The sequence below is a fragment of the Kitasatospora saccharophila genome, assembly GCF_039529925.1.
GTDB lineage: Bacteria > Actinomycetota > Actinomycetes > Streptomycetales > Streptomycetaceae > Kitasatospora > Kitasatospora saccharophila.
The window spans coordinates 12,338-34,674 of record NZ_BAAANS010000007.1 but is presented as its reverse complement, the minus strand read 5'-3'; the positions used below and the strand labels follow the sequence as shown (position 1 = coordinate 34,674).

The 22,337-nt window shown below is 75.6% G+C and carries 15 protein-coding genes and 1 pseudogene; 13 read left to right on the top strand and 3 right to left on the bottom strand.

Annotated features, from left to right (window positions below; translation table 11 throughout):
* Window positions 1-43: 43 nt before the first annotated feature.
* From ABD345_RS07225 to ABD345_RS07215, 3 genes are all read left to right on the top strand, one after another.
* Window positions 44-4,537, top strand: coding sequence for a glycosyltransferase (locus tag ABD345_RS07225; RefSeq protein WP_344550989.1), 4,494 nt, complete (start codon window positions 44-46; stop codon window positions 4,535-4,537).
* Window positions 4,534-5,187 carry a class E sortase gene (locus tag ABD345_RS07220; protein WP_344550988.1) on the top strand — a complete coding sequence of 218 codons (654 nt, stop codon included), beginning with the start codon at window positions 4,534-4,536 and terminating at the stop codon, window positions 5,185-5,187. Before ABD345_RS07225 ends, ABD345_RS07220 begins: the two co-directional genes overlap by 4 nt.
* A gap of 296 nt (window positions 5,188-5,483) precedes the next feature.
* Window positions 5,484-6,209: a carbohydrate-binding module family 20 domain-containing protein gene (locus ABD345_RS07215; RefSeq protein WP_344550987.1), complete on the top strand. Its 726-nt coding sequence runs from the start codon at window positions 5,484-5,486 to the stop codon at window positions 6,207-6,209.
* A gap of 79 nt (window positions 6,210-6,288) precedes the next feature.
* Here the strand turns inward: ABD345_RS07215 and ABD345_RS07210 are convergent, their stop codons facing one another.
* Window positions 6,289-8,430: a hypothetical protein gene (locus ABD345_RS07210; RefSeq protein WP_344550986.1), complete on the bottom strand. Its 2,142-nt coding sequence runs from the start codon at window positions 8,428-8,430 to the stop codon at window positions 6,289-6,291.
* A 247-nt stretch (window positions 8,431-8,677) separates the two neighbouring features.
* Between ABD345_RS07210 and ABD345_RS07205 the strand changes: the two genes are divergently transcribed.
* The 7 genes from ABD345_RS07205 to ABD345_RS07175 all read left to right on the top strand — a co-directional run bounded on the left by ABD345_RS07205 (window position 8,678) and on the right by ABD345_RS07175 (window position 16,310).
* Window positions 8,678-10,144, top strand: coding sequence for an aldehyde dehydrogenase (locus tag ABD345_RS07205; protein WP_344550985.1), 1,467 nt, complete (start codon window positions 8,678-8,680; stop codon window positions 10,142-10,144).
* A 29-nt stretch (window positions 10,145-10,173) separates the two neighbouring features.
* Window positions 10,174-11,250: a zinc-binding dehydrogenase gene (locus ABD345_RS07200; protein ID WP_344550984.1), complete on the top strand. Its 1,077-nt coding sequence runs from the start codon at window positions 10,174-10,176 to the stop codon at window positions 11,248-11,250.
* Between the two features lie 114 nt (window positions 11,251-11,364).
* A complete protein-coding gene (locus ABD345_RS07195) occupies window positions 11,365-11,985 on the top strand; it encodes a TetR/AcrR family transcriptional regulator (RefSeq protein ID WP_344550982.1) in 621 nt (206 codons plus the stop codon).
* Between the two features lie 83 nt (window positions 11,986-12,068).
* Window positions 12,069-13,241 carry a GDSL-type esterase/lipase family protein gene (locus ABD345_RS07190; protein ID WP_344550981.1) on the top strand — a complete coding sequence of 391 codons (1,173 nt, stop codon included), beginning with the start codon at window positions 12,069-12,071 and terminating at the stop codon, window positions 13,239-13,241.
* Window positions 13,242-13,438: 197 nt separating this feature from the next.
* Window positions 13,439-14,689, top strand: coding sequence for a non-hydrolyzing UDP-N-acetylglucosamine 2-epimerase (wecB, locus tag ABD345_RS07185; protein ID WP_344550979.1), 1,251 nt, complete (start codon window positions 13,439-13,441; stop codon window positions 14,687-14,689).
* Window positions 14,686-15,030 carry a hypothetical protein gene (locus ABD345_RS07180; protein WP_344550978.1) on the top strand — a complete coding sequence of 115 codons (345 nt, stop codon included), beginning with the start codon at window positions 14,686-14,688 and terminating at the stop codon, window positions 15,028-15,030. The genes wecB and ABD345_RS07180 overlap by 4 nt, the downstream gene beginning before the upstream one ends.
* On the top strand, window positions 15,027-16,310 hold the full coding sequence (locus ABD345_RS07175) for a glycosyltransferase family 2 protein (RefSeq protein ID WP_344550977.1): 1,284 nt from the start codon (window positions 15,027-15,029) through the stop codon (window positions 16,308-16,310). The genes ABD345_RS07180 and ABD345_RS07175 overlap by 4 nt, the downstream gene beginning before the upstream one ends.
* 184 nt (window positions 16,311-16,494) lie before the next feature.
* Here ABD345_RS07175 and ABD345_RS07170 read toward each other — a convergent pair.
* Window positions 16,495-16,908: pseudogene (locus tag ABD345_RS07170) on the bottom strand (winged helix-turn-helix transcriptional regulator); the annotation flags it as partial.
* A gap of 101 nt (window positions 16,909-17,009) precedes the next feature.
* Between ABD345_RS07170 and ABD345_RS07165 the strand changes: the two are divergent.
* From ABD345_RS07165 to ABD345_RS07155, 3 genes are all read left to right on the top strand, one after another.
* Entirely contained in the window at window positions 17,010-17,864 is an 855-nt protein-coding gene (locus tag ABD345_RS07165; RefSeq protein WP_344550976.1) for an alpha/beta fold hydrolase, read from the top strand.
* A 344-nt stretch (window positions 17,865-18,208) separates the two neighbouring features.
* Window positions 18,209-19,453, top strand: a complete 1,245-nt coding sequence (locus ABD345_RS07160; RefSeq protein WP_344550975.1) for a S53 family peptidase — start codon at window positions 18,209-18,211, stop codon at window positions 19,451-19,453.
* 24 nt (window positions 19,454-19,477) lie between these two features.
* Window positions 19,478-20,329, top strand: coding sequence for a formyl transferase (locus ABD345_RS07155; RefSeq protein ID WP_344550974.1), 852 nt, complete (start codon window positions 19,478-19,480; stop codon window positions 20,327-20,329).
* 38 nt (window positions 20,330-20,367) lie between these two features.
* Here ABD345_RS07155 and ABD345_RS07150 read toward each other — a convergent pair whose 3' ends face one another.
* Window positions 20,368-22,251 (bottom strand): N-acyl-D-amino-acid deacylase family protein, encoded by a 1,884-nt coding sequence (locus tag ABD345_RS07150; protein WP_344550973.1) that lies wholly within the window; start codon window positions 22,249-22,251, stop codon window positions 20,368-20,370.
* Window positions 22,252-22,337 lie beyond the last annotated feature (86 nt).

Genomic DNA, 22,337 nt, shown 5'->3' with positions numbered 1-22,337 from the left:
CCGCTCCTTCCCCCCTCTCCCCCACCCACGGCGGTGCCGCCCAGTGACCACCACCCTCCCCACCCCCCGCCGCCCCGTCGTGGCCGCCGCACCGCACTCCGCCCGCCGACTGCTGCGCACCGCACGCCGCCTGACCCACCACCACCGCGACACACTGCTGCGCCTCGCCCTGCCGGGAGTGGTCGCCGCACTGCTGCCGCTGCTCTGGTTCCGCCCCGGGCGGGACTTCGCGACGGGGGACGTCGGGCCGTTCCGGCGGGACGCGTTGGGGGCGGAGCTGGGGAGCGTCTGGGGGCACCAGATCACCGGGACCGGCGGGCCCTCGTACGAGGTGGTGCGGCTGCCGGACCTGGTACTGGTCCGGGTGTGCGGGCTGTTCGGGCTGGGGCCGGGGGTCGCGCAGGCGGTGCTGTACGCGCTGGTGCTGGCGGGGGCGGCGACGGGGGTGGCGCGGCTGGCGTCGGTGTGGCTGCGGCACCCGCTGGCGGCGGCGTGCGCGGGGCTGCTGGCGGTGGTGAACGTCTACACGCTGGTGTCGCTGCTCAATCCGCTGCCGGTGCTGGCGACGGCGCTGGTGGCCTGGTTCGGCGGGCACCTGCTGCACGCGGCGGCGGGGCGGCGGGTGCGGGCCCGGACGGTGGCGCTGACCTCGCTGCCGCTGTGCTACCTGGGGATGAACCCGCCGCTGCTGGCGCTGGTGGCGGGGGCGACGGCCGTGCTCGCGGTGGCGGCGGTGCCGCTGACCGGGGGGCGGTGGCGGCCGGTGCTGGTGCTGGTCGGGCGGGGGCTGCCGCTGTTGCTGCTGGTGCAGCTGTGGTGGCTGCTGCCGCAGGCGGTGACGCTGACCGGGGGCGGCTCGGGCACGGACTTCAGCGCGCAGACCAACGTGCAGGCGTGGGCGTGGACGCAGGTGCGCAACACGCTGCCCAACATCCTCGCGCTGAACGCCCATTGGGGCTGGGAGCACATCGAGTACTACCCGTTCGCGGCGGCGGTGGACCGGGCTCCGTGGGGCCTGGCGCGCTGGGTGCCGGCGCTGCTGGCGCTGGCGGGGGCGTTGCTGCCGCCGGGGCCGCGCCGGACCAGGTGGGCACTGCGGGCGCTGGCGGTGGCGGGGTGCGTGCTGGTGCTGCTGTGCAAGGGGCTGCACCCGCCGCTGGCGGGGGTGAACGGGTGGCTGTACGCGCACGTGCCGGGGATGTGGCTGTTCCGCGAGCCGATGAGCAAGTTCGGGGTGCTGCTGGTGCCGGTGGTGGCGGTGTTGGCGGGCGCGGCCGTGCAGCGGGCCCTGGAGGCCGGGTGGCGGTCGCTGCGGGCGGTGGCCGCCGTCGCGGTGGCCGCCGCGCTGGCCTACCCGTGGCCGCTGTGGACGGGTGCGCTGGTGACCTGGGTGCGGCCACCGCTGCCGTCGGCGTCGGTGGCCGTCCCGGCGGACTGGCAGCGGGTCGCGGACGCGGCGAACGGCTCGGCGGCGCCCGGGAAGGTGCTGGAGCTGCCGCTGCAGGGCTACTACCAGGTGCTCACCGACTGGGGTTTCCACGGCGTGGACGACCTGCCGCGCAATCTGCTGACCCGGCCGCTGCTGCAGCGGCTGCCGGGCGGCTACTTCGACAACGCCTCCGGCCCGGCCCGGCTGCTCGCGCTGGCCGAGGACGGGCTGGCCGCCGGGGACGCGGACGCGGCGGCGGGCGCGCTGCGGGCGCTGGGCGTCGGGCAGGTGATGGTGCGCCGGGACCTGCGCAGCACGGCGGGGGACGCTCCCACCGCCGATCCGGCCGTGCTGGCCGCCGGGCTGGACCGGCTGCCGGGGGCCCGCCGCACGCTGGCCACCCCGGTCGCCGACCTGTACGAACTCCCGTCCCCCGCGGGCGGACCGGGCGCCCTGGTGCTGGACCCGGCGGCCGATCCGCGCGCCACCGCCGAGGCCGCCGCGCGCGGCGCGGCCACCACCGCCGACCCGGCGGTGCCGGTGGACGCGGCCCGGCTCGCCTTCACCGCTCCGGGCGGCACCGAGGTGCGGCTGCGCGCGGGCGGCCCGTACGCGGTGCGCGCCGACCGGAGCGCGGGCACCGCCTACCTGCCCTCCCGCACCGGGCCGGGCGTGCTGCTGGCCGACGCGGGCCGGGCCGAGGTGGACGGTGCGCCCGCCCCGGCCGCGCCCGAGCTGCGCCTCGACCTGCCCGCCGACGCGGTCCCGGCCGCGCTGCTGGTCGGCCCGGAGGTGCTGCCCTGGCAGCCGGGGCGCCCGGTCGCCGTCCGCCCGGGGGACCGGGTCGCGGTCGCCCTGGCCGACGGCCCCGAGCTGACCGCCGACCCGCAGGAGCAGGCCGACGGCGGCTGCGGGGGCGCCACCGACCGTGCCGAGGACGGGAGTTGGGAACTGCGGGCCGATCGGGGCACCGCCTGCGTCCGGCTGCCGCTGGCCGACCCGCCCGCCGACGGGCTGGTCGAGGCCGAGGTCGAGTACCGGGGCGGCGCGCCCCGGATCTGCCTGTGGCAGGACGGTCCGGGCGGTTGCGCGGTGAGCCGCCGGCTGCCTGCCGCCGCCGACTGGCAGACCTTCCGCACCGTGCTGCGGCTGGCCCCGGGCACCACCGGCGCCGTGCTGTACGGGTACGCCGACGCGGACGGCACCCGTCCGGGCGACGCCGCCTACCGCGCCCCCCGGGCCACCGCGCTGGGGGACGCCGCCGAGGCGCTGGCCGCCGCCGACGCGCCGCCGCTGCCGCTCGGCCCCGGTGCCCACCGGGTCCGCGCCGACCCGGGCCTGCCCGCCGCCGCCCCGCCCGCGTTCAGCGCGCTGCAGGACTGCGGGCGCACCGACGGGCGCGGCTTCGCCGAGGCGGGGCTGTCCGCGACGCCGCTGGGCGCCGACGGCGTCCGGCTCGCCGCCCGGGCCCACACCGCCTGCGTCAGCGTCCCCGTCGACACCTTCGAGCCGGGCACCGGGCACCGGCCCGGCAGCTACCGGCTGTCCGTGAACTACCGGACGCTCAGCGGCAGTCCGGCCCGGCTGTGCCTGTGGCAGGGCGGCCCGGACCGGTGCGCGGAGCTGCCGCGCACCGCCGACGGCGCGCAGTGGCACACCCTGGACACCGTGGTCGGCCCGGCCGCCGACGTCCGCGAGCTGGAGCTGTACCTGTACGCCGACGGCGACGACGTAGGCACCACCGTGGTCGAGTACACCGGCCTGCGGGTGACGCCCGTGCTGCCGCTGACCGTCCGGATCGACCCCGCCCCGGGCCCCGCCGCAGGCCCCGCCCCGGGCCCCGCCACTGCCCCGGGTGCCGTGCTGGCCGCCGAGCCGGACGGCGCCGGGCGCTACCGGGCCCGGCTGGACGGCGCCGACCGCGCGGGCGGCCCGGTGGTCGTCGCGCTGCCGGACTCCGCCGACCCGCGCTGGGAGCTGACCGGCCTGCCCGCCGGGTGGAGCGCCCGCCCGCTGACCCTGGACGGCTACCGGGCGGCCTGGCTGGTCGACGGGTCCGGCGCCGCCGAGCTGCGCATCGCGTTCGGGCCCGACCGCTGGTGGCGGATCGCCCTCGGGCTGTCCGCCGCGACCGTGCTGGCCTGCGCCACCGTCCTGCTGCCGCGCCGCCGCCGCGGCACCTCCCCCGACCACCACTTCCCGGAACCCGTGAGGCCGCCGATGTCCGCCGTCCCGTCCGCCCCGACCCCGTCCCAGGCCGCGCCGAGGATCGCCGTGGTCGTCCCGACCCGGGACAGCGCCCCGCAGGTCGGCCGACTGCTCGACTCGCTGGTGCAGCAGCGCGAGGGGCTGGAGGTGCTGGTCAACGAGGACGAGCGGACCAGCGGGCCGCTCGCCCCCGCGCTGCCCGCCTTCCACGCCCGCGGCCTGGACGTCCGGCTGGCCCGCGACAACCCGTCCCGGGCCGCCGGGCGGCGTCGCGGCGTCCGGCTGACCAGCGCCGCCGTCGTGCTGCACCTGGACTCCGACATGACCGCCGGGCCCGGCCTGCTCGCCGAGTGCCGCCGGCTGATCGAGGACGAGGGCTACGACGCCCTGGTGATCCCCGAGGTCTCGGTCGGCGTGGGCTTCTGGGCGCGCTGCAAGGTGCTGGAGAAGCGCTGCTGGGACGGCGACAGCGCGGTGGAGTCGCTGCGCTGCCTGCGCCGCGAGCTGTACGACCGGGTCGGCGGCCACGACGAGGGGCTGGTCTGGTCCGAGGACAAGGACCTCGACCTGCGGGTGCGCGCCACCGGCGCCCGGATCACCACCACCCGCAGCGTGCTGATCCACGACGAGGGCCGCACCACGCTGCGCGCGGCGATGCGCAAGAAGGCCCACTACGCGGCCACCGCCGGGCGCTACGCCGCCCGCCACCCCCGGCACTTCGCCGCCCAGGCCGGGCCCTGGCGGCTGCCGGTGCTGGCCGCCCGGGCCTGGCGGCTCAGCCGCGACCCGGTGCTGACGGCCGGTCTGCTGCTGCTCAAGACCTGTGAGTTCGCCGCCGCGGGCGCCGCCCTGCTGGCCGCCGTCCTGCCCGGCCCGCGGCGCGGTGGCGGGCGCGGATGAGCACCGCGCTGCGCGCCGCCTGGCGCTCCCGCACCCGGGCCGCCCTGCGCGCCGCCGCCGGCTCCCTCGCGGCCGGGGCCCTGCTGTGCACGGTCGGCGTCATCCCCGCGTACGGGCCCCCGGCGCCGCCACCCGCTGCTCCCGCCCCCGCCCCCGCTCCTGCCGCGCCCGGCGCGCCCGCCGCCCCCGAGCCGGGGGCGGAGCTCGGCACCCTGACCATCCCGCGGCTCGAACAGCTCGACCTGCCCGCCACCTTCACCGTCCGCGAGGGCGTGGACCGGGGCACCGTCCTCGACTCCGGCGCCGTGGGGCACTACGCGGACACCCAACTCCCCGGCGAGCAGGGCAACCTGGGCCTGGCCGCGCACCGCAACGGCCACGGCGAGCCGTTCCGCCACCTGGACCGGCTCGCCCCCGGCGACCAGGTGGTGCTGCGCACCCCCGGGGCGGTCTACACCTACACGCTGGACCGCGAGCTGCCGGAGACCGGCGCCGACAACTACGAGGTGCTCGACCCCGTCCCCGCCCAGGCCGGCTACACCTCCCCCGGCCGCTACCTGACCTTGACCACCTGCACCCCGGAGTTCACCTCGCTGTACCGCCTGGTCTGGTGGGGCCACCTGGTCTCCGAGGCGCCGACGGCGCCCTGAGGGCCACCCCGATTGAAAAGTTTTGCGCCATCTTGCAGCAAGAGTTTTCGTAACGCCCGGATGTCGTCGGGCGCACCGGCGGGTGTCCCCGGTGTCAACCCGGCCGCCGTTCTCCCGCAGCAGCGGCCCGAAGGCACTCCCTCCACTTCTTGAAGGCAAACGACCGGAGCGGCTCGGAGCATGACCTGAATCCGATACCAGCGAGGCCGCCGGGGCGGATCTTCCGTTGATTTCATGTTGTGATCAACGGGCGCTGACGCCGCGTCAGCGCCGACGGAGAAGAGACGGGAAGCCCCATGACCACCGCACCGCCCCGCACCACGGCCACCGCCTGGTGGCGCCCGCTGCTGCTCGCGGCCGCCCTGCTGACCGGGCTGTTCGGCGCCGCCGCACCGGCCGGCGCGGCCACCGCCGAGGCCACCATCTCGGTCACGGTCTCGGCCGTGACCAACCCCGGGGACACCGTCCTGATCAGCGGGAACACCGCGCAGCTGGGCAACTGGGACCCGGCCGCGGCCGTCCCGCTGCACACCACCGCGCAGACCTACCCGTCCTGGACCGGGTACGTGCAGATCATCCAGGGCAGCACCGCGGAGTACAAGTTCCTGATCCGCAGCAGCACCGGGGCCGTGACCTGGGAGAGCGTCCCCAACCGCACGGTGACCCACTCGACGACCACGATCACCGCGATCGACGACCGCTGGAACGTCGGCAGCGGCGCACCGGTCGCCGCGAGCTTCCGCGTCACCGCCGGCACCGCCTACGGGCAGAACGTCTACCTGGTCGGCAACCTGGCCGAGCTGGGCGGCTGGAACCCGGCCGCCGCCGTCCCGCTGAGCACCGGCTCCGCCAGCTACCCGGCTTGGAGCGCCGCCCTGCAGCTGCCGCCCAACACCCCGGTCGAGTACAAGTACCTGATCAAGAACCCGGACGGCAGCGTGGTCTGGGAGGGCGGCGCCAACCGCACCGCCACCACCCCGGCCACCGGCACCTTCACCGTCCAGGACACCTGGCGCCCGTAGGGCCCGCCGACCCACCGACCGCCCGGCACCGGACGCGTGGCGTCCGGTGCCGGGCGGTCGGCCGCGGGCGGGCGGCCGGCTACGGGTAGGCGACCACGTTGACCGGGACGGTTCCGGTCGGGGTGACGCCGCCGGTGTCGTTGATGACGTGGGAGATGGTGCCCTGGTAGCCGAGCGAGACGCTGAGCACGTCGTGGAACTTCACGCCCGCCGTGTTCGGCACCTCGAACGCGTGGTACGCGTTCACCGCCGGGTTGACGTTGAAGTAGCAGTAGCTGCCCAGGCCCCAGGCCTCGTGGCTGGTGACGCCGGTGCCGACCTTGTAGGCGGCGTAGCCGTTCAGGCCGGACGGTGACTTCCAGGCGGCCTGGTTGGGCACGTCGTACGGCATCTCGTTCTGGAAGAAGATCGTCCGTCCGTTCTGGCCGTTCCAGGTGACCTCGTACTTCTGGTAGTGCTCGACGAACAGGCCGGTCGCCAGGACGTTGTTGCCGTTGACGACGACGCCGTTGTCGGCGGTGTTGACCGTCCAGCCGACGGTGCCCGCGTTGCCGTGGTCGGCGCGCCAGGCCCAGATGTGGTCGATGATCGTGTTGTTGCTGTTGACGACCAGGCTGGTGGTGGCCCGGCCGGCGATCTCGCCGCCGATCCGGAAGAACACGTCCTGGACGGTGGTCGGGTCGGCGGCGTGGCTCGCGGTGGAGCCGTTGGCGCCGACGGTCAGCAGGGCGGCCGAGTTGACGGTGCCCGCGTCGAACAGCAGGCCCTTGAGCCGGACGCCGTCCACGTCGGCGACCTGCATGGCGTTGACGCCGTTGTCGGGGACGAAGGTCGGGTAGCCGATGCCGAGGACCACGGTGTCGGCCCGGGTCACGTTGAGGGTCTGGCTGAGGTGGTAGACCCCGGGGGTGACGAACAGGTTGCAGCCCTGGGAGAGCGCGTTGTTGATGGTCGCGGCGGTGTCCCCGACCTTGACCACGTAGAACCGGCTCATCGGCAGCGAGCTGCCGGGGGTGCTGCCGGACGCCCAGCTGGGGCCGGTGGCGTTGGTGCGCAGGCTGGGCAGGAAGACCCGGTACTTGCCGGAGCCGTCGACGTACAGGTAGGGGACGTCGCGGGAGACCGGGGTGGTGGCCAGGGTGGTCTCGGGCGGGTTGGGGAAGGTGGTGGCCGGGGCGCCCTGGACGCCGGAGAAGACCATGTTCCACACCCCGCCGTCCCAGCTGCCGAGGCTGCTGTCCCGGGTGTACCACTGCTGCTGGGAGATCGAGGCGGCCTGGCCGGTGACCTTGGTGTCGGCGACGTAGCCGCCGCTGGCCCAGCCGTAACTGGCCGGGTACAGCGCCAGGTTGCCGTGCACGTCGATCCGGCGGAACGGGGCCGCCTGGGCGACCGCCCAGCGGTTGGTGCCGCCGCCGGGGTTGATCGCCAGGTTCTCGGCGGAGCGCCAGAAGTTCTGGGTGGCGTTGCCCGCGTCGGAGGCGTTGAAGGCGTCGACGGTGACGTTGCCGTTGATGGTGACGTCGTCGGGGTTCTGGCCCAGGCCGGCGATCGAGGTGTAGAAGCCGACGTTGTCGTTGACGTTGTAGGTGCCGGGCTTGAACAGGTCGGCGACCCGGTTCTCGGAGAACTGGGCGCTCTGGGTGTCCTTCATCTGGTTGAAGTGGGCGTCCAGTTGGGACTGGATGGTGGCGCTGGACATGCTCGGGTCGTAGACGTGCACGTTGGGCCCGAAGTTCGGGGTGTCGGACTGCGCCGGGCAGGTGGTGCCGCCGGTGCTGGTGGGGGTCGGGGTGGGGGTCGGCGTCGGCGTGGGGCTGGTGCCGGTGCTGCCGATGGTGACGGTGAAGTGCGGGCTGTCGTACTGCGGTCCGCTCTTCTCGTAGGTGAACCAGTACTCGACGGTGTTGCCGGTGGCCAGCGCGTTGACGGTCCAGTTCCAGGTGCCCGCGGTGTTGGTCATCCGGACGTTCTGCTGGTTGGCGCCGTTGACCAGGTAGTGGACGTCCACGTAGAGCGCGGGCGTGGTCGGGGTGAAGGCGATCTGCAGCTGGGTGGCGCTCGGCTGGGTGGCGCTCTGGGTGTAGTCGGCCGCGGCGGAGGCGGGGCCGGCGGTGGCGGCCAGGCCGAGCAGGGCCGCGACGGTCAGCGCCAGCGCGGTGAGCAGGGCGAGCACCCGCGGGTGGGGGCGGGGGCGGGAGAGGGCGGTCGTCCTTCGCATGGGGGTCCTCTCGTCTGGCTTCGCAAAGTGAACGCCAGATCGAAGTGGGGAAGGGGTGGTGTCGCCTTTCTGGCGGGTCCGATCGATTGAGAGCGCTCTCTGAACCCGTACGGAAGTGTTGGGGGGCTGAAGGCCCACCGTCAAGTGGCGTGCAGTGTTCACTTCTCGAAGGCAACCTTCGCCCCTGGACTCTAAACAGTCAGCTGTGTACGTTTAGGAGGTCATCGCAGAGCAGAAGGAGTCGGCCATGGCCGAGGCACCCGCCGTACACGGCACCCTTTTCATCGGCGGACGGTGGGAGACCCCCGCCGGAACCGACACCATCGAGGTCGTCTCGCCGCACGACGGGACGCTGATCGGCCGCGTCCCGCACGCCTCGCCGCAGGACGTGGACCGGGCGGTGGCCGCCGCCCGGGAGGCGTTCGACCACGGGCCGTGGCCCCGGCTGCCGCTGGAGGAGCGGCTCGCGGTGCTGGAGCGGATCCAGGCCCTGATGCTGGAGCGCAAGGACGAGTTCGCCCGGGTGATCAGCGCGCAGAACGGCTCCCCGGCCTCGTTCAGCACGGTCAACCAGGCTGCCGCGGCGGCCGTCCAGTACGGGCTGGTGGCCGCGGCCGCCCGGGAGTTCCCGTTCGAGGAGCGGCGCGCGGGCCTGCGGCAGCCGCTGCTGGTGCTGCGCGAGCCGGTCGGCGTGGTGGCCGCGGTGGTGCCGTGGAACGTCCCGCAGTTCGTGACCGCCGCCAAGCTGGCGCCCGCGCTGGCGGCCGGCTGCACGATGGTGCTGAAGCCCAGCCCGGAGACGCCGCTGGACGCCTACCTGCTGGCCGAGGTGTGCGAGGCGGCCGGGCTGCCGGAGGGCGTGCTGAGCGTGCTGCCCGCCGACCGGGAGACCAGCGCCTACCTGGTGGCGCACCCGGACGTGGACAAGGTCTCGTTCACCGGCTCGGTGGCCGCCGGGCGCCAGGTGATGGCGTCCGCCGCGCAGCACCTGGCCCGGGTGACCCTGGAGCTGGGCGGCAAGTCGGCGGGCATCGTGCTGCCGGACGCCGACCTGCCCTCCACCGTGGCGGGCCTGGTCGCCGGGTCGCTGCTGAACAACGGGCAGGCGTGCGTGGCGCTGACCCGGATCCTGCTGCCCGCCTCCCGCTACGAGGAGTTCGCCGGCGCGCTGACCGCCGTGTTCGCCGGGCTGCGGGTCGGCGACCCGCAGGACCCGCAGACCCAGGTGGGCCCGCTGGTCTCCAAGCGGCAGCAGCAGCGCAACCTGGACTACATCCGGATCGGCCGGGAGGAGGGCGCGACGCTGCTGGCCGGCGGCGGTGTCCCGGACGGGCTGGAGGCGGGCGCGTACGTGCGGCCGACGCTGTTCGGCGACGTCACCAACGAGATGCGGATCGCCCGCGAGGAGATCTTCGGCCCGGTGGTCTGCCTGCTCCGGTACGAGGACGAGGACGAGGCGGTGCGGATCGCCAACGACTCCGACTTCGGCCTGTCCGGCGCGGTGTTCACCGCCCGCACCGAGGAGGGCGTGGCGCGCGGCGTCGAGCTGGCCCGCCGGATCCGCACCGGCACGTACACCGTGAACGGCTTCACCATCGACCTGCGCGGCCCGTTCGGCGGCTACAAGAACTCCGGCGTGGGCCGGGAGTTCGGCGCCGAGGGCCTGGGCGAGTACCTGGAGCACAAGACCGTCGCCCTGCCCGCCACCGTCTGACGCACCGTCAAGAGCTAGGAGTATCCACCATGTTGGCTGCAATGATCACCGCCCCGGGCGCCACCGAGCTGGAGGTCCGCGACGACGTCGAGGCGATCGGCTTCGGCCCCGGCACCGTCCGGGTCGCCATCCGGGCGACCAGCCTGTGCCACTCCGACCTGTCCGGCATGAACGGCACCATCCCCGCGCCGATGCCGCTGGTGCTCGGCCACGAGGGCGCCGGCGAGGTGCTGGAGGTCGGCGAGGGTGTCACCCACGTCCGCCCGGGCGACCGGGTGATCGTCAACTGGCGGCCGTCCTGCGGCGAGTGCGCCTGGTGCGTGCGCGGGCAGGGCCAGCTGTGCCAGAGCGGCAACGCCGCGATGATGACGCCGGCGTTCCGCTCCGGCGGGCAGGACTTCTTCCGCTTCATGGGCGCGGGCACCTTCGCCCAGGAGGTGGTGCTGAACGCGGGCTTCGCCAGCCCCGTCCCCGACGGCGTCTCCTACGACGCGGCCGCGCTGATCGGCTGCGGCGTCACCACCGGCGTCGGCGCGGTGTTCAACACCGCCGGGGTGCGGCCGGGCGAGACGGTCGCGGTGATCGGCTGCGGCGGCGTCGGCATCAGCGCGATCCTCGGCGCCAAGGCCGCCGGGGCCTCGCACGTGGTCGCCGTCGACCCGGTCGCGACCCGCCGCGAGTGGGCGCTGTCCTTCGGCGCGACGGCCGCCGTCGCCCCCGAGGAGCTGGCCGACGCGGTCGCCGGGGCCACCGGCGGCCTCGGCTTCGACCACGTGATCGAGGCGGTCGGCCGCCCCGCCACCTTCCGCTCCGCCTACGACGCCACCCGGCGCGGCGGCAACGTGGTGCTGGTCGGCGTCGGCGGCGCCAAGGACGAGTTCCCGATCAGCATGTGGGAGCTCTCGGCGGGCGAGAAGCGCGTGCTGCCCTCGTTCTACGGCGGCGACACCGTCACCCGCACCTACGCCCGGATCGCCGAACTGGTCCGCACCGGCCGCCTCGACCTGGAGCGGCTGATCACCCACCGGCTGCCGCTCACCGGGATCAACGAGGCGCTCGGCCTGATGCGCAGCGGCGAGGCGCTGCGGATCGCGCTGACCGTCTGACCGGGCCCGAACCGTCCGACCCCGTGCTCCCCGGTGCCTTCTGAGCGGGCCCCGGGGAGCACGGCCGCCCTCAGCGCTCCCGGCCCGGCCCCCGGGCGCGGGTAGGATTCCGGCATGCCCGCACCCTCCGACGACACCCGGCAGCGCCGGGTCCAGCAGCGCGCGCTGGAGACCAGGGACCTGCTGCTGCGCGCGGCGGTGGACGTGCTGTGCGACAGCGGGTACGCCGGGTTCTCCACCCTCGCGGTCGGGGAGGCGGCGGGGGTCAGCCGGGGGCGGCTGGTGCACCACTTCCCGACCAAGAACGCGCTGATCGAGGCGGTCACCGACCACCTGTCCGCCTCGTACGCGGCGCTGGCCCCGGCGCAGGCGCGGGAGTTGGCGGCGGCGCCGCAGCCGGACCGGGCCGCGCAGGGCCTGGGGATGATCTGGCAGCTGATGAACACCCGGGACTACCAGGCGTTCCTGGAACTGCTGATCGGCACCCGGCACGATCCCGAACTGCGGCCGGTGGTGCGGGAGTTCGAGCGGCGGCTGGAGCACGAGCTGATGGCCGCGGTGCGGACCGTCTCCGGCCCGGCCGCCGACTCCCCCGCGTTCGGCGCCTCGCTGCTCACCGCGCTGCAGGCGATGCGCGGGCTGCTGCTGATCTCCTCGGCGGGCGGGCACGACCTGGCCGCCGAGTGGGAGACCGTCCGCGGGCGACTGCTGCTGCTGTTCCGCCCGGTCGCCTGAACGCACCACTCCCACTGGTCCATTCGGAGGCGAACGGGCCGCCGGCCGTAACCCCGCGGCGAGCGGCTGCCGACACCGTGGGCATGACCTCTTCTTCGTACAGCCGCAAGGGGCTGGCCGCCCTGGCCGCCGCCGTCTGCGTGGCGGGCGTGACCGGTTTCGCCTCCGCACCCGCCTCCACCCACCGGGTGCCCGCGGCCGACGCGCCGTGGGTGGTGTCGCTGGGCGACAGCTTCATCTCCGGCGAGGCGGGCCGCTGGTCCGGCAACAGCAACGAGTCGGCCAACGGCTGGTCCGGCACCGACCGGGCGTACGACCCGGCGACCGACGAGAGCGACCCGTCCCGGGTCTACGGCGCCTCGTACGAGAACGGCTGCAACCGCTCCGACGTCGCCGAGGTGCAGTCCCTCACGCTGGACGTCCGCAAGCTCAACCTGGCCTGCTCCGGGGCGACTTCGACCGCCGTCAAGCTGCCGGAGAACGGAGGGGCGCCGTTCAAGGGCGAGTCCTCGCAGGCCGAGCAGCTGCAGAAGGCGGTGGACGGGCAGCCGGTGCGCGCCGTGGTGGTGTCGATCGGCGGCAACGACCTCGGGTTCTCGGACATCATCACCGACTGCACGAAGCAGTTCCTCAAGCCCTTCGGCGGCGCCCCCTGCGCGCCCGGTGCCGAGCAGCAGGTCAAGGACCGACTGCCCGGCGTGCGGAGCGCCGTGGTCGAGACGCTCGCCGACGTGAGGACCGCGCTGGAGCGGGCCGGGCACGAGAGCGGCTCCTACCGGCTGGTCCTGCAGTCCTACCCGTCCCCGCTGCCCGACGCCGCCCGGGTCCGCTACCCCGGGGAGAAGTACGACCGCTTCAGCACCGGCGGCTGCCCGTTCTTCGACCAGGACCTCACCTGGGCGCACGACGACCTGGTGCCGCAGATCAGCGCCACCATCGCCGAGGCGGCGCACGAGGCCGGGGCCGAGTTCCTCGACCTGTCCGGCGCCTTCGAGGGCCGGGAGGTCTGTTCGAACAGCACCCGGCAGGCCGACCTCCAGAACCCGCCCTCCGGCGAGACCAGCGAGTGGATGCGCTTCCTGACCACCGGCGCCGGGCAGGGCCAGCTCCAGGAGTCGCTGCACCCCAACCGCTTCGGCCAGCAGGCCCTCGGCACCTGCCTGAGCCTCCAGCTGGAGCAGGACGCCGCCGACCGCCGCTGCGCCAACACCCCCGGCAAGGGTCCGGCCGACATGACCCTGGCGCCCCTCGCCTGACCCGGCGTCAGCCGACCGGCGCGGTAAGGCGGGTGCCGGGGCGCCGGTCGGTCCAGGATGGTGACCGTCCGTGGCCGCGGCAGTAGGGGAGCACAGTGGTGGAGCAGCAGCGCGATCCCGGGACCGGCGACGGAGGCCGTGGCGGGGACGGAGGCGGGGGCGGGGACGGGGAGGGGGACCGGCGGACCCGAGTGCTGGTGGCGGTCGGGACCAGGCCCGAGGCGATCAAGATGGTGCCGGTGATCCGGGCGCTGCGGGCGAGCACCCGGCTGCGGCCGCTGGTGGTGTCCACCGGGCAGCACCGGGAGCTGCTGGCCGAGGTGTTCGACCTGGCCGGGATCCGGCCGGACGTCGACCTGGCGGTCGGGGAGCCGGGCCTGCCGCTGAACCACCTGTTCGCCCGGGTGCTGTCCGGCCTGCAGGACGCCCTCGCCGAACTCCTCGGCCCGGCCGACAGCGTGACGGTCGACGGCCCGGCCGCCCGCTACCCGGCCTGGGCGCTGGTGCACGGCGACACCAGCTCGGCCGCGGCCGTCGCGCTCGCCGCGTTCCACCTGCGGATGCCGGTCGCGCACGTCGAGGCCGGGCTGCGCACCCACCGGACCGCCACCCCGTTCCCCGAGGAGCTCAACCGGCAGCTGGTCGCCCGGATCGCCGCGTTCCACCTGGCGCCCACCTCGCTCAACGAGGAGAACCTGATCCTGGAGGGGGTGCGCCACGAGCAGGTCTTCGTCACCGGCAACACCGCGGTCGACGCCCTGCTGTGGGCCGCCGCCACCGCCCGCCCCTCCGGCCTGCCCGAGCTGGACGCGCTGCTCGCCGACCCCGGCCGGCCGCTCGTGGTGGTGACCGCGCACCGCCGGGAGAACCTCGCCACCCGGGCGCTCGGCCACGTCGCCGCCGCGCTCGCCCAGGTCGCCGCCGAACGGCCCGGCACCGCGTTCGTGCTGCCGCTGCACCCCAACCCGGCCGTCCGCGCGCAGCTGCGCCCGGCGCTGGACCCGCTGCCGAACGTCCTGCTGACCGAGCCGCTGCCGTACCCGGTGTTCGCCGCGCTGCTGGGACGCGCCGCGCTGGTGGTGACCGACTCGGGCGGCGTCCAGGAGGAGGCGCCCGCCCTGGGCGTCCCGGTGCTGGTCACCCGGGAGAGCACCGAACGCACCGAGGGCGTGGACGCGGGCACCCTGCGGCTGGTCGGCACCGAGACCGGCGCGGTCGCCGCGGCCGTCCGCCACCTGCTGGACGACGACCGGGCCCGGGCCGCGATGGCCGCCGCGGACAACCCGTACGGCGACGGGCGCGCCGCCGAGCGGATCGTGGCCGCCCTGGAGCACCTGACCTTCCGCACCCCGAAACCGGCCCGCTTCGGCAGCGGCTACCGGCGGGCCGCGGTGCTGCGGGCGGCGGGCTTCGACGAGACCGCGATCCACCGGGCGGAGCGGGCGTGACGGCGGACGTGACGACGGGCGGGGCGGGCCCGGCGGGTGCGGCGGGCGGGCGGCACGGGGCGTGGGGGCGCCGGATGCTGTCGGTGCTGCTGGGGACGGGCGTGCTGCTGGCCGGGTGGGCGCTGGCGGGGTCGGACCGGCCGGCCGGGCGGGCGGCGTGGCTGGTGCTGCGGGACGGGGCGTCGACGTTGGCGGTGGCGGCCGGGCTGTTCGCGGCCGTCGCGGGGATCGCCTGCGCGCTGCGCGCCGCCGGGGTGCCGCGTCGCCGCGAGGCGCCGGTGGCCGGGCCGGTGCCGGAGGGCCCGCACGGCCCGCACGGCTCGCACCGGAGGTCGCGGTGAACCTGCCCGTCGGTCCGCTGACCACGTTCACCCTGCTGGTGCTGGGCTACGGGCTCACGTACTTCCTGGTGCTGCAGTTCTCCGGACGGCTGCGGGTCCGGGCCGAACGGCGACCGGGCGCCGAACCTCCTTTGCCGGAGGAGGAGTTGGTGTTCTGGTTCCTGGTGCCCTGCCTGGACGAGGAGGCGGTGATCGGCGCGACGGTGGCCAACCTGCTGGCGCAGGACGCCCGGGCCCGGGTGACGGTGGTCGACGACGCCTCCGCCGACGCCACCGCCGAGCGGGCCCGGGCGGCGGGCGGCGACCGCGTCGAGGTGCTGTCGCGGCGGCTGCCGCAGGCCCGGCAGGGCAAGGGGGCGGCGCTGAACGCGGCGCTGCCGCACCTGGTGGCGGCGGCGGAGCGGCTGGGCGTGCCGGAGGAGCGGGTGGTGGTGGCGGTGATGGACGCCGACGGGCGCCTCAGCCCCGGCGCGCTGGCGCACGTCGCCCCGCTGTTCGCCGACCCGGCGGTGGGCGGGGCCCAGTTGGCCGTCCGGATCCGCAACCGGGACCGGCTGCTGACCCGGATCCAGGACGCCGGGTTCTGGGGCGCCGCCGCGACCGCGCAGTACGGGCGCGACCCGTTCGGGACGGTCAGCCTGGGCGGCAACGCCCAGTTCGCCCGGCTGTCGGCGCTGCGCTCGGTGCCCGGCGCGCCGTGGACGGACTCGCTGACCGAGGACCTCGACCTGGCCCTGTCGCTGGCCGTGCGGGGCTGGCGGCTGCGCACCACCAGCCTGGCGCACGTCGTCCAGGAGGGGCCGGAGCACCTGCGGGCGCTGCTGCGCCAGCGCACCCGCTGGGCGCAGGGGCACATGGTCTGCGCCGGGCGGCTGGGCGAGGTGTGGCGCGGTTCGCGGCTGGGCACGGCGGCCGCGCTGGAGTTGGCGCTGTACCTGCTGCAGCCGTGGTGCCTGGCGCTGCCCTGGTCGGTGCTGGCGCACCTGCTGGCGGTGCTGGGCGTGCTGGCGACGCTCGCGGTGGGCGCGCACAGCGGGACGGCGGCGGCCGTGGCGACCGCGGTGGCGGTCTACCTGCTGGCGTTCGCGCCGCACCTGTACCAGGCCACGCTGTACCACCGGCGCACCCGGCACTACGGCTGGTGGCGCTCGGTCGGACTGCACCACGCCTCGTACCTGCTGACGTACGTCACCTACCTGGCGACCTGGCGGGCGCTGTGGCGGATCGTGCGGGGGCGGCGGGACTGGGCGAAGACCCGGCGGGTGGCCCGGGCCGCCTAGGCCCTGTCCGATCGATCTTGTCGGATCAGCGTGCGGCGTCGGGCGCCCGGCTGGGAGTGCCGGCCCCACGCCCTCGTACTGGATGTACTTGGGTGTGGGGCCGGTGCTTCCAGGCGGGATGATCCGGCGTCGCGCGCCCGGCAAGATCGGCCGGACAGGGCCCAGCGTTCCGCGGTTCCGCGGCGGCGGCCGACTCGTCGGCGAGCCGGTTGTTGCGGCTGATCTGCGCCATGTGGGTCTCGGCCCACTCGCGCAGGGCGGAGAGCGGTTCGTCGAGGGAGCGACCGAGTTCGGTGAGCCGGTAGTGGACGGCGGGGGGCACGGTGGGTTCCACCCGGCGCGCGACCAGGCCGTCGCGGACCAGGCTCTGGAGGGTGACGGAGAGCATCTTCTGCGAGATGCCCGGGACGCGGCGGCGCAGTTCGGCGAAGCGGAGTTCGGCCGGGGCCTCCTCGGCCAGCACCTTGACCGCGATCGACGTCCACTTGGTGCCGACGCGGTCGAGCAGCCGGCGGGTCGGGCAGAGCGGGTCCAGCAGGTCGCCGCGTTCGCCGGGCTCGCCGGGCTCGCCGGGACTGCCGGGCTTCGACGTGGTCACTCGGAGCTCACCACCTGAGGGGGAAGTGCCGTCTTGGAGCGGCCAGCATAGTTCCCTAGCGTGAGCTGGTCACCATTCCTCACCACCACGCTGGAGTCCCCGTGCCCGAACTGCGCCGCGTCCTCGCCAACGGCGTCGAACTGAACGTCGCCCTCGCCGGATCCGGCCCGGCCGTCCTGCTGCTGCACGGCTTCCCGCACACCTGGGAGGTGTGGACGGACGTCATCGCCGACCTGTCGGGCCGCTACCGGGTCATCGCGCCCGACCTGCGCGGGTTCGGCGCGAGCGGCCGGGCCGCCTCCGGGTACGACGCGGGCACCCTGGCCGAGGACGCGGCGGCGCTGCTCGCGGCGCTCGGCGTCGGCTCGGCCGCGGTGGTGGGCATCGACGCGGGCACCCCGCCGGCCGTCCTGCTCGCCCTGCGCCGGCCCGACCTGGTCCGGCGCCTGGTCGTCATGGAGTCCCTGCTGGGCCGGCTGCCCGGCGCCGAGGACTTCCTGGCCGGCGGGCCGCCGTGGTGGTTCGGCTTCCACGCCGCCGCGCCCGGGCTCGCCGAGCGCGTGCTGGAGGGCCACGAGGCCGCCTACGTCGACTGGTTCCTGGACGCGGGCACGCTGGGGGACGGGGTGCGGCCCGCCCTCCGGGACGCCTTCGTCCGCGCGTACACCGGCCGTTCGGCCCTGGGCCGCGCGTTCTCGTACTACCGGGCGCTGCCCGAGAGCGCGGCGCAGATCGAACGGGCCGTCGCCGCCGCCCGGCTGACGGTGCCGGCGATGGCGGTGGGCGCCCGGCCGGTCGGCACCGCACTGGAGCGTCAACTGCGGCCGTTCGCCGATGAGTTGACGGGGCACGTGATCGAGGACTGCGGCCACATCGTCCCGCTGCACCGGCCGCGCGAACTGCTCGCGCTGCTGCACCCGTTCCTGGCGGCGGACGGGGACCCGCGGGCGGCGTGACCGCGGCGGCGGGGCAGGGGCGGTGGCGGCGTGACCGGGGCGGCGGGGCAGGGGCGGGCGGGGCCGGAAGCGGAGGCAAACCCTCCCCAGGCGAAGGGGCGTCGATCGACCAAGCGTCAGGCCCCTTGGGCAAAGGGCTGGTTCGGATCGGCGCCGACTCCTTGTTGGGCATGAGCATGACCCCCTAGTGTCGAACGCCAGCCCGTCCCCGTACGGACTGCCCGGCCGAACGGCGGCCCCGATCCCCGCCTTCGCGCCCGCCCCGCCGCGCTCCCGGACACCATCCGTCCGCGCGGCCCGGCATGCACCGCTTCCGGTCACCCCAGCCAAGGAGGCACTTCCGCATGCGCACTTCCGCCGCCGTCCGCCGCACGGCCATCGCCGTCGCGGGCACCGCAGCCCTCGCCCTCTCCGCCCTCACCACCGCCGCCCCGGCGGGCGCGACCGCCGCCCCGCAGGCGCCCGCCCGGGGCGGCACGTCCTGGGTCCGGGCGTGCGACACCCTCGCCCACGGCGACACCGTGGCCTGCCACGCCCTGCGCGTGACCAGCACCGTCGAGCCGGTCGCCGCGTTCGGCGTCAGCCCGCACCTCACCCCGTCCGGCTTCGGCCCGAGCGACCTGCTCAGTGCGTACAAGCTGCCCGCGAACGGCGGGGCGGGCACGACCATCGCGATCGTGGACGCCTACAACGACCCGAACGCCGAGGCCGACCTGGCCGTCTACCGCTCCCAGTACGGCCTGCCCGCCTGCACGAAGGCCAGCGGCTGCTTCAAGCAGGTCAACCAGACCGGCGGCAGCACCCTGCCCGCGAACAACTCCGGCTGGGCCGGGGAGATATCGCTCGACCTCGACATGGTCTCGGCGATCGCCCCCAACGCCCACATCGTGCTGGTCGAGGCCAGCAGCGCGACCATGGCCAACCTCGGCACCTCGGTGAACACCGCGGTGAGCCTGGGCGCCAAGTACGTCTCCAACAGCTACGGCGGCGGCGAGTCCTCCGCCGACACCTCGTACGACAGTTCCTACTTCAACCACCCGGGCGTCGCCATCACCGTCTCCTCCGGCGACTCCGCGTACGGCGCCCAGTACCCGGCCGCCTCCAAGTACGTGACCGCGGTCGGCGGCACCGCGCTCAAGCGGGACTCCAGCACCCGCGGCTGGTCGGAGAGCGTCTGGCTGACCAACGCCAGCGAGGGCACCGGCTCCGGCTGCTCCAAGTACGACGCCAAGCCGACCTGGCAGAAGGACACCGGCTGCACCAAGCGCACCATCGCCGACGTCTCCGCCGTCGCCGACCCGGCCACCGGCGTCGCCGTCTACCAGACCTACGGCGGCAGCGGCTGGGCCGTCTACGGCGGCACCAGCGCCGCGGCCCCGATCATCGCGGGCGTCTACGCGCTGGGCGGCGCCCCCTCCTCCGGCTCCAGCCCGGCGTCCTTCCCGTACGCCCACACCAGCGCCCTGTTCGACGTCACCTCCGGCTCCAACGGCTCCTGCTCCCCGACCTACCTGTGCAAGGCGGGCACCGGCTACGACGGCCCGACCGGTCTCGGCACGCCCAACGGCACCGCCGCCTTCACGGGCTGACCCCGGGACACCCCCGGTGGGGGCATGCGAATCACCGTGTGCACCAAGCGTGACCTGCCGGGTTGTGTGGCGCTGAACCGGTTGCTGCCCGGGCTGGCCGGGCACCGGGTGCAGGTGCTGATGTCCGAGGTGGCGCGGGTGGGTGAGCACGCCGTGCCGGAACTGGCCCGCCTGAAGCGCTTCGAGCGCGACCTGCCCAACCGGGTGCTGTTCCCGGCGCTGGACCGGCTGGAGCGGCCGCCGGGGCGGCTGCTGAGCTTCGGCCACCTGGCCCGCCGGTACGGGTGGGAGTGCCGCTCGGTGCGGGAGGTCAACGGCGGGGACGGGCTGCGCGCGCTGTCCGGGTTCGCCCCGGACCTGGTGGTCTCGATCCGGTTCAGCCTGATCTTCCACGAGGAGGCGCTGGCCGTGCCCCGGCTGGGCGTCCTCAACGTGCACCCGGGCGAACTGCCGCGCTACGCGGGCCTGTTCTCGCCGTTCTGGACGATGCTGGAGGGCCGGGAGTCGATCGGCTGCACCGTCCACTGGATCGACCGGGGCGTGGACACCGGCCCGGTCCTGGGCATCGGCCGGCTCCCGGTGGACCCGGCGCGCTCGCTCGCCTGGCACGTCGCGCACGCCTACCCGCGGGGCGTGCGGGTGCTGCTGGACGTGCTGCCGCGGGTGCTCGCCGGACGCCCGGTGCCCGCGCTGCGGCAGGACCCGGCGCTGCGCCGCTACCGTTCGCTGCCCGGCCCGGCGGATTTCGCCGCGTTCCGGGAGCGGGGCCTGCGCCTGGTCGATCCGGGCGACCACCGGGCGCTGCTCGGCCCGTTCACCTCCGGCGCCCGGGCGGCGGGGCCCGCGCCGGTGGACGCGGTCGTCACCCCTCGCTGACCGTCACCCGTCACCGACCGTCACGGCCCCGCCGACCGTCACCCCTCGCCGACCGTCACGGCCCCGTCCGCCAGCGGCCCGTACCCGCCCGGCGCCCCGGCGACGGACCAGGCGACGGAGGGGCGCCCGCGCTGCCGGGGGTCGGCACTCTGGACGACCGCGTGGAAGGGCTCCGGCCGCCCGTCCGCGCGGGCCCCGACGCCGATCAGCAGCGCCCAGTCGCGTCCGGCCCGCAGGCTGCCCGCCCCGGCGGCGGTGAACTCCCGTCCGGCCGGGTCGCGCAGCAGCACCCGGCCGGTCGCCGGGCCGCCGCGGTCGCCACCGGTGACGTCCAGCTCGCAGTCGGGTCCGCGCGCCGTCACCCGGGCGTCGGCGCCCCGTCCGGCGTCGGGGTCGCTGACCGCGTAGGGCGGGCGGCGCAGCACCCGGCCGGCCCGGACGCCGGTGGGGTCGCCGTCGCGCAGCGCGAAGGAGCCGGCCACCAGGACGTGCCGGACGCCCTCGGCGTACTGCCGGGGCCGCTCGTAGGTGGCCAGGTCGCGGATGCCGTCGGGGTCGAACAGCACCAGGTCGGCGACGGCGCCGGGGGCGACCAGGCCGCGGTCGGGCAGGCCGAGGACGGCGGCGGGCAGCGCGGTCATCCGGCGCACCGCCTGCGGGAGGGTCAGCAGGTGCCGGTCGCGGACGTAGCGGGCCAGCACCCGGGGCTGGGTGCCGTAGTGGCGGGGGTGGGTGCGCTCGTCGCGGCAGGCGCCGCCGTCGGAGGCCACGGCGACGTAGGGCTGGCGCAGGATCCGTTCCAGGTCGCTCTCGTGGCCGAAGTCGTACACCGCCATCGCCTGCGGGTCCCGCTCCAGCAGCCGGATCACCGCCTCGCCCGCGCCGACCGCGTGCTCGGCGCAGTAGGCGCCGAGGGTGCCGCCGGTGCTCTCCAGGTGCACGCCGCGCGCGTCGGCGACCCGTTCGCCGAGCATCCGCCGGATCCCGGCGGCGACCTCCGGCCGCCGGTGCGGGTCGGCGAAGCCGGCGAGCATCGCGGCCTCGCCGCCGGAACGGTGTTCCGGCGGGACGAGGACGGCCAGGCCGGTGCGGCTGGACAGGTACGGGTAGACCTCCCCGGCGGCGGGCACGCCCCGGGCGCGGGCGGCGGCGATCGCGGCCAGGGTGTCGGTGGTGGCGCACCAGTTGTCCGGGCCCATCGCCTTGAGGTGGGCGATCACCGGGACGAGTCCGGCCCGTTCGGCGATCAGCAGGCTCTCCGCGGTGGCCTCCCGCACCCGCGGGCCCTCGTTGCGGATGTGGTTGCTGAACGGCATCCGCCAGGGCGCGGCCGCCGACACCGCCGCGATCACCTCCTCGGTGGTGCCGTACGCGCTGGGCGGGTAGTACAGCCCGGCCGAGACGCCCCAGGCGCCGGCCCGGGCGGCCCGCCGCAGCAGGGCGCGCATCCGCTCCAGCGCCTCCGGGGCGGGGCGGCGGTCCTCCCAGCCCGCGCCGGCCGCCCAGAGCGCGCCGAGGCCGACGTACGCGCCGACGTTGATCGCGGTGCCGGGCGGTTCGGCGGCGAAGGCCAGGGTCCGCTCGATGTCGGGGGTGGCCATGATGTCGGTCCAGGGGGCGCCCTCGGTGCCGAAGCCGTCCGGATTGAGGATCTCGGTGGTCACGCCCTGGCGCAGCGAGCTCTCGGCCCCGCGCAGCGCCTGCGGGTCGCCGTGGCTGTGCAGTTCGACGAAGCCGGGGGCGAGCACCAGTCCGCGGGCGTCCAGGGTCTCGGCGGCGGGCAGGCCGAGCCGCGGTCCGACGGCGACCACGTGGCCGGCCCGGACGCCGACCTCGGCGGCCCGCACCGGGCGTCCGGTCCCGTCGGCCACGCCCGCGCCGGTGATCAGCAGGTCCAGCGGGAGGGCGGTCGGTTCGTTCACGCGGCGGCTCCGGGACGGGCGGGGGCGGGGGGCGGTCCCCGACGCTAGGAGACCGCCCCGGCCGCGCCGCCGCCGACCCGCGGGCC

What these genes read in the sequence shown, in the direction of transcription:
- ABD345_RS07220 (WP_344550988.1), top strand. Translation starts at nt 4,534, where the DNA reads ATGAGCACCGCGCTGCGCGCCGCCTGGCGCTCCCGCACCCGGGCCGCC.
- ABD345_RS07195 (WP_344550982.1), top strand. Translation starts at nt 11,365, where the DNA reads ATGCCCGCACCCTCCGACGACACCCGGCAGCGCCGGGTCCAGCAGCGC.
- ABD345_RS07215 (WP_344550987.1), top strand. Translation starts at nt 5,484, where the DNA reads ATGACCACCGCACCGCCCCGCACCACGGCCACCGCCTGGTGGCGCCCG.
- ABD345_RS07205 (WP_344550985.1), top strand. Translation starts at nt 8,678, where the DNA reads ATGGCCGAGGCACCCGCCGTACACGGCACCCTTTTCATCGGCGGACGG.
- ABD345_RS07200 (WP_344550984.1), top strand. Translation starts at nt 10,174, where the DNA reads ATGTTGGCTGCAATGATCACCGCCCCGGGCGCCACCGAGCTGGAGGTC.
- ABD345_RS07155 (WP_344550974.1), top strand. Translation starts at nt 19,478, where the DNA reads ATGCGAATCACCGTGTGCACCAAGCGTGACCTGCCGGGTTGTGTGGCG.
- ABD345_RS07190 (WP_344550981.1), top strand. Translation starts at nt 12,069, where the DNA reads ATGACCTCTTCTTCGTACAGCCGCAAGGGGCTGGCCGCCCTGGCCGCC.
- ABD345_RS07160 (WP_344550975.1), top strand. Translation starts at nt 18,209, where the DNA reads ATGCGCACTTCCGCCGCCGTCCGCCGCACGGCCATCGCCGTCGCGGGC.
- ABD345_RS07210 (WP_344550986.1), bottom strand. Translation starts at nt 8,430, where the DNA reads ATGCGAAGGACGACCGCCCTCTCCCGCCCCCGCCCCCACCCGCGGGTG.